At 69.5% G+C, this 4,638-nt stretch carries 6 protein-coding genes and 1 pseudogene; 6 read left to right on the top strand and 1 reads right to left on the bottom strand.

Annotation, left to right across the window (positions count from 1 at the left end):
- Positions 1-11 precede the first annotated feature (11 nt).
- The 5 genes from R1101_RS0116315 (at position 12) to R1101_RS0116295 (ending at position 3,840) form a co-directional block, all read left to right on the top strand.
- Positions 12-1,193: an inorganic phosphate transporter gene (locus tag R1101_RS0116315; RefSeq protein WP_026003356.1), complete on the top strand. Its 1,182-nt coding sequence runs from the start codon at positions 12-14 to the stop codon at positions 1,191-1,193.
- Entirely contained in the window at positions 1,190-1,450 is a 261-nt protein-coding gene (locus R1101_RS0116310; protein ID WP_016934447.1) for a hypothetical protein, read from the top strand. Before R1101_RS0116315 ends, R1101_RS0116310 begins: the two co-directional genes overlap by 4 nt.
- A 12-nt stretch (positions 1,451-1,462) precedes the next feature.
- Entirely contained in the window at positions 1,463-1,762 is a 300-nt protein-coding gene (locus R1101_RS0116305; protein ID WP_016934446.1) for a DUF3349 domain-containing protein, read from the top strand.
- Positions 1,759-2,904: an o-succinylbenzoate--CoA ligase gene (menE, locus tag R1101_RS0116300; RefSeq protein ID WP_016934445.1), complete on the top strand. Its 1,146-nt coding sequence runs from the start codon at positions 1,759-1,761 to the stop codon at positions 2,902-2,904. The genes R1101_RS0116305 and menE overlap by 4 nt, the downstream gene beginning before the upstream one ends.
- A 66-nt stretch (positions 2,905-2,970) precedes the next feature.
- Positions 2,971-3,840 carry a 1,4-dihydroxy-2-naphthoate polyprenyltransferase gene (locus R1101_RS0116295; protein WP_026003355.1) on the top strand — a complete coding sequence of 290 codons (870 nt, stop codon included), beginning with the start codon at positions 2,971-2,973 and terminating at the stop codon, positions 3,838-3,840.
- A 27-nt stretch (positions 3,841-3,867) separates the two neighbouring features.
- Here R1101_RS0116295 and R1101_RS0116290 read toward each other — a convergent pair whose 3' ends face one another.
- Positions 3,868-4,257: a phage holin family protein gene (locus R1101_RS0116290; RefSeq protein ID WP_016934443.1), complete on the bottom strand. Its 390-nt coding sequence runs from the start codon at positions 4,255-4,257 to the stop codon at positions 3,868-3,870.
- 110 nt (positions 4,258-4,367) lie between these two features.
- Here R1101_RS0116290 and R1101_RS31065 point away from each other — a divergent pair.
- Positions 4,368-4,638, top strand: a pseudogene (locus R1101_RS31065) (hypothetical protein); the annotation flags it as partial.

The raw sequence follows: 4,638 nt of genomic DNA, 5'->3' as shown, positions 1-4,638 counted from the left end.
AATCGACAGACGTGACCGCAGAGTTCGTCGTGCTCCTGGTGGTGGTCGTCACTGCCCTCGCATTCGATTTCACCAACGGCTTCCACGACACCGGCAATGCCATGGCGACATCCATCGCCACCGGCGCCCTCAAACCGAAAATCGCGGTCACTTTGTCCGCGACCCTCAACCTCGTCGGCGCCTTCCTGTCCGTGGAAGTCGCCGCGACCGTCGCGAAGGGTGTCGTCGACCTCGACACCGTCGGCGGTAGCGATCTGTTGCTCATCGTCTTCGCCGGTCTGGTGGGCGCGATCCTCTGGAACATCGCGACCTGGCTGTTCGGCTTGCCGTCCAGTTCGTCGCACGCCCTGTTCGGCGGTCTCATCGGTGCCGCGCTCGCGTCGATCGGCGTCCAGGGTGTGGTGTGGGACGGCGTACTGGGCAAGGTCCTGCTCCCGGCTGTGCTCGCGCCCGTCATCGCCGCACTCGTGTCGACGGTGGGTATCTGGTCGATGCACCGCCTCACGCGTCCGGTCTCCACCGAGAACCGCGACCGGGGATTCCGGATGGGCCAGATCGGCACCGCCTCCCTGATGTCGCTCGCTCACGGCACCAACGACGCGCAGAAGACCATGGGCGTGATCTTCCTGGCCCTCGTGGCGCACGGCAGCATCACCGCCGACACCGAGATGCCGTTCTGGGTCAAGGTCGCGTGTGCCGTGGCGATCGCGCTGGGCACCTATCTCGGCGGTTGGCGCATCATCCGGACGCTGGGTAAGGGCCTCGTCGAGATCGCCCCGCCACAGGGCCTGGCCGCCGAGTCGTCCTCGGCGGCGATCATCCTCACCTCGAGCCACTTCGGTCTGCCACTGTCGACCACGCATGTCGCCACGGGATCGATCCTGGGTACGGGCCTGGGCACCAAGGGCGCCGAGGTGCGCTGGTCGGTGGCACGGCGGATGGTCGTCGCGTGGCTGATCACCCTGCCGTGTGCCGCGGTTGTCGGAGCCGTCTGCTGGGCGATCGCTCATATGATCGGCGGGATGCCCGGTGTTCTCGTGGTCTTCGCCATCCTGTGCGGTCTGGCCCTGTTCATGTGGATCCGCTCGCGCCGGCAGCCCATCGACGCCTCCAACGTCACCGCCGAGTGGGACGACTCGCTCGCCCCGACGCCGGGTGCCTCCGAAGCGGTCACCGGGGAAGGACGCTCGTGAACCTGCTGACGCACACCCTCGACTCGTTGTGGCAGGTGGTTCTCGTGGGCCTGCTCCTCGGCGCGGGCCTGCCCTCCCTCTTCGCGCTGGGGGTCCGCGCGCTCGACACCGGTCGCGGCAGCGACGGCACCCCGAATCCCGCGGCCAAGACCGCGGCCGTGCTGTGCTTCGCCGTGGTGGCCTGTGCAGTCCTGGCAGGAATCCTCCTGCTGGCCGACGACTTCCTCGCCGGAACGTTCGGCATCGACATCTTCTGATCGGAGTGACGGGTGGCCCTCCCGCCGTTTCTCGCTTCCATCGTCGAGTGGCTCCGCGCCGGTTACCCCGAAGGGGTGCCGGAGCAGGACTACGTACCCTTGTTCGCGCTGCTCGCGCGACGCCTGTCCGACGAGGAGGTCGCCCAGGTCGCGGACACGCTGATCGAGGACGGTGACCTCTCGATCACCCGCATCGACATCGCGGTCCTCATCAGCAAGATCACCAACAACATGCCGTCACCCGACGACGTGGACCGGGTCCGCCGCCAGCTCGAGGCGGGCGGATGGGACACGACACAATACGATCTGTGACCACACTCGATCTTCTTCCCGTCCCGGCCGGGACCGCCGTCCGCTCCGTGCTGCCCGGCCTGCGGCGGATGCTCGACGGTGACGGACCGGCACTGCTCCCCGTCCCCGCCGGGGACGAACGGGAGACGCTCCGGCTCACCGACGCGCTGCACCCGGGTGAGCCTGTCGCGGACGGCGTCGGCCTGGTGGTCGCAACCTCCGGCACGACCGGCACCCCGAAAGGCGCCCTGCTCTCCGCGGACGCACTGCGTGCGAGCGGCGACGCCACCCACGCCCGGCTGGGCGGAGCAGGCTCGTGGCTGCTGGCGCTGCCCGCCCATCACATCGCGGGCATGCAGGTGCTGCTGCGCAGCCTGCTCGCGGGAACCGAACCCGTCGTCGTCGACGTGTCCGCCGGTTTCGATCCCGGGGATCTGCCGGCAGCGGTGGACGCCGTGCCGGGCCCTCGCCGGTACAGCTCGATGGTCCCCACCCAGCTGATCAAGGCTCTCGACCATCCCGGCGCGACCGCGGCGCTCGCCCGCCTCGATGCGATCCTGCTGGGCGGTGCCGCGACTCCCGTGCCGGTCCTGGAACGCGCCCGTGCGGCCGGAATCACGGTGGTCCGTACCTACGGCATGAGCGAGACCTGCGGCGGCTGCGTCTACGACGGCGTGCCCCTCGACGGGGTTCAGGTGCGGGTCGACACCGACTCGCGCGTGTGGCTCGGCGGCGCGACCCTCGCCTCGGGCTACCGGAACATTCCCGACCATCCGGCCTTCGCCGAACCCGGCTGGTTCCGCACCGACGACGCGGGCACGTTCGAGAACGGCGTCCTGCACATTCTGGGACGACTCGACGAAGCCATCTCGACCGGTGGTCTCACGGTGGTCCCGCAGGTGGTCGAGGCCGTACTCGTCGAGCACCCGGCCGTGCGGGAGGTCGCGGTGGTGGGGCTGCCGGACACCCGGCTCGGTCAGCGCGTCGCGGCGGTCGTCGTCCCCGTTCCCGGCGCCGTACCGACGCTCGCGGAGCTCCGTGACCACGTCACCGCGACGCTCGACGCGACCGCTGCGCCGCGTGAGCTGCAGGTCGTGGACGCACTGCCCCTGCGCGGACCGGGCAAGGTGGATCGCCGGGCACTGGTCTCGCGATTCTCCTGACAGGTGCGCTCGAGGCCGCCGGGTGTGCTCGACGCGGTGGCCGGGCCCGGGTGCGAAGATCGACCCATGGCAACGGCTGGTCAATGGCTCGAAGGCGCTCGTCCGCGCACCCTCCCCAACGCAATAGCGCCCGTCCTGGCAGGAACGGGAGCAGCGGCGTGGCTCGGCGAGGCCGTGTGGTGGAAGGCACTGCTCGCACTGGTCGTCGCGCTCGGGCTGATCATCGGCGTGAACTTCGCCAACGACTACTCCGACGGTATCCGCGGCACCGACGACGAGCGGGTCGGCCCGATGCGGCTGGTCGGCTCGGGCGCAGCGAGCCCCGTTGCCGTCAAGCGCGCGGCGTTCGTGTGCTTCGGTATCGCGGCGGTCGCGGGACTCGCCCTCGCTGTCACCACCGCGTGGTGGCTCGTCCTCGTCGGCGCGGTCTGCATCGCCGGTGCCTGGTACTACACCGGCGGAAAGAACCCCTACGGCTACAGCGGCTTCGGGGAGATCGGCGTGTTCGTCTTCTTCGGGCTCGTCGCAGTGCTGGGCACACAGTTCGTCCAGGCCGGTCGCATGGACCGGGTGGGCCTGACGTGCGCGATCGCCGTCGGCTCGATCTCGACGGCCGTGCTGGTCACGAACAATCTCCGCGACATCGCCACCGACACGGAGACCGGCAAGCGGACCCTCGCGGTCAAGCTGGGCGACCCGAGGACCCGCACACTGCACCTGGTGCTGGTCGTCGTGCCGTTCGTGATGTCGCTCGTGCTGGTCGCGGCGACGCCCTGGGCGCTCGCCGGCTTCCTCGCCGCGCCGTTCGCGATCCGCGCGCACAAGCCGGTCCGGGCCGGTGCTCTCGGTCTCGCGCTGATTCCGGCGTTGAGCGATTCGGGTGTCACGATGCTGGTGTGGGCGGTGGCCACCGCACCCGCGCTGGCCTTCGGCTGACCGTGACGCGGGCGCGGCGACGGGAGGTCAGTCCCCGTCGGGCACGACCAGTCCGAGAACGAAGTTGACGATCGCGATGATCACGCCGCCCCACAGGGCGGCCCAGAACCCGTCGATCGTGAGCCCGTACTCGGTGAATCCGCTCAGCCACGCGGTGAGCAGCAGCATCAACGCGTTGACGACCAGCAGGAACAACCCGAGGGTGAGAATCACCAGCGGCAGCGACAGCAGCTTCACCAATGGTTTCACGAGTGCGTTGACGATCGTGAAGATGAGTGCGAGGACGACGAGGGTGACGACCTTGCGGGTCGTGTCGGATGTGCCCGCGGGATCGGTGTAATCGATCCCGTCGACCAGCTCGACCGCGAGCCACAATCCGACCGCGTTGATGATCAACCGCAGTATCAGAGAAATCATGGTGCCACTGTGGCACACTGCGCCCGGTCCCGGAACGGGCGAATCGGGCGAGTGCAGGAGTCCCCCTCCCCTCAGGGGTCTCTCAGCGACGCTCGGTAGCGTCGACGAGCGTGCGTTCACGTCTTCTCCCCCTGTTCCTCGCCGTGGCCGGACTGCTCCTCGTGGGCACGGGTGCGGTGTTCGCCTGGACCGATCACCCCGAGCCGGCGGTCGCGGCCGCTGCGGACCAACCGGCCTCCTCGGCGGACGGCGTCGACGAGGCCCGGAGCAATCTGCAGCGGGCCGGACTGCCGTTGTCGGTGCTCGGCGGCGGGGTCGGGCAGCTGACGGAGGGCAGTACCCAGCTCGACGACGGCGCCCGGCAACTGTCGGACGGCCTCC

Origin of the sequence: Rhodococcus sp. R1101 (assembly GCF_000278445.1) — a bacterium.
GTDB lineage: Bacteria > Actinomycetota > Actinomycetes > Mycobacteriales > Mycobacteriaceae > Rhodococcus > Rhodococcus gordoniae.
Note: the sequence above shows the minus strand (reverse complement) of the source record. Positions and strands in the feature narration are given on the sequence as shown.

Excerpts from the sequence above, each read along its gene's own strand:
- R1101_RS0116295 (WP_026003355.1), top strand. The coding sequence starts at position 2,971 with ATGGCAACGGCTGGTCAATGGCTCGAAGGCGCTCGTCCGCGCACCCTC.
- R1101_RS0116290 (WP_016934443.1), bottom strand. The coding sequence starts at position 4,257 with ATGATTTCTCTGATACTGCGGTTGATCATCAACGCGGTCGGATTGTGG.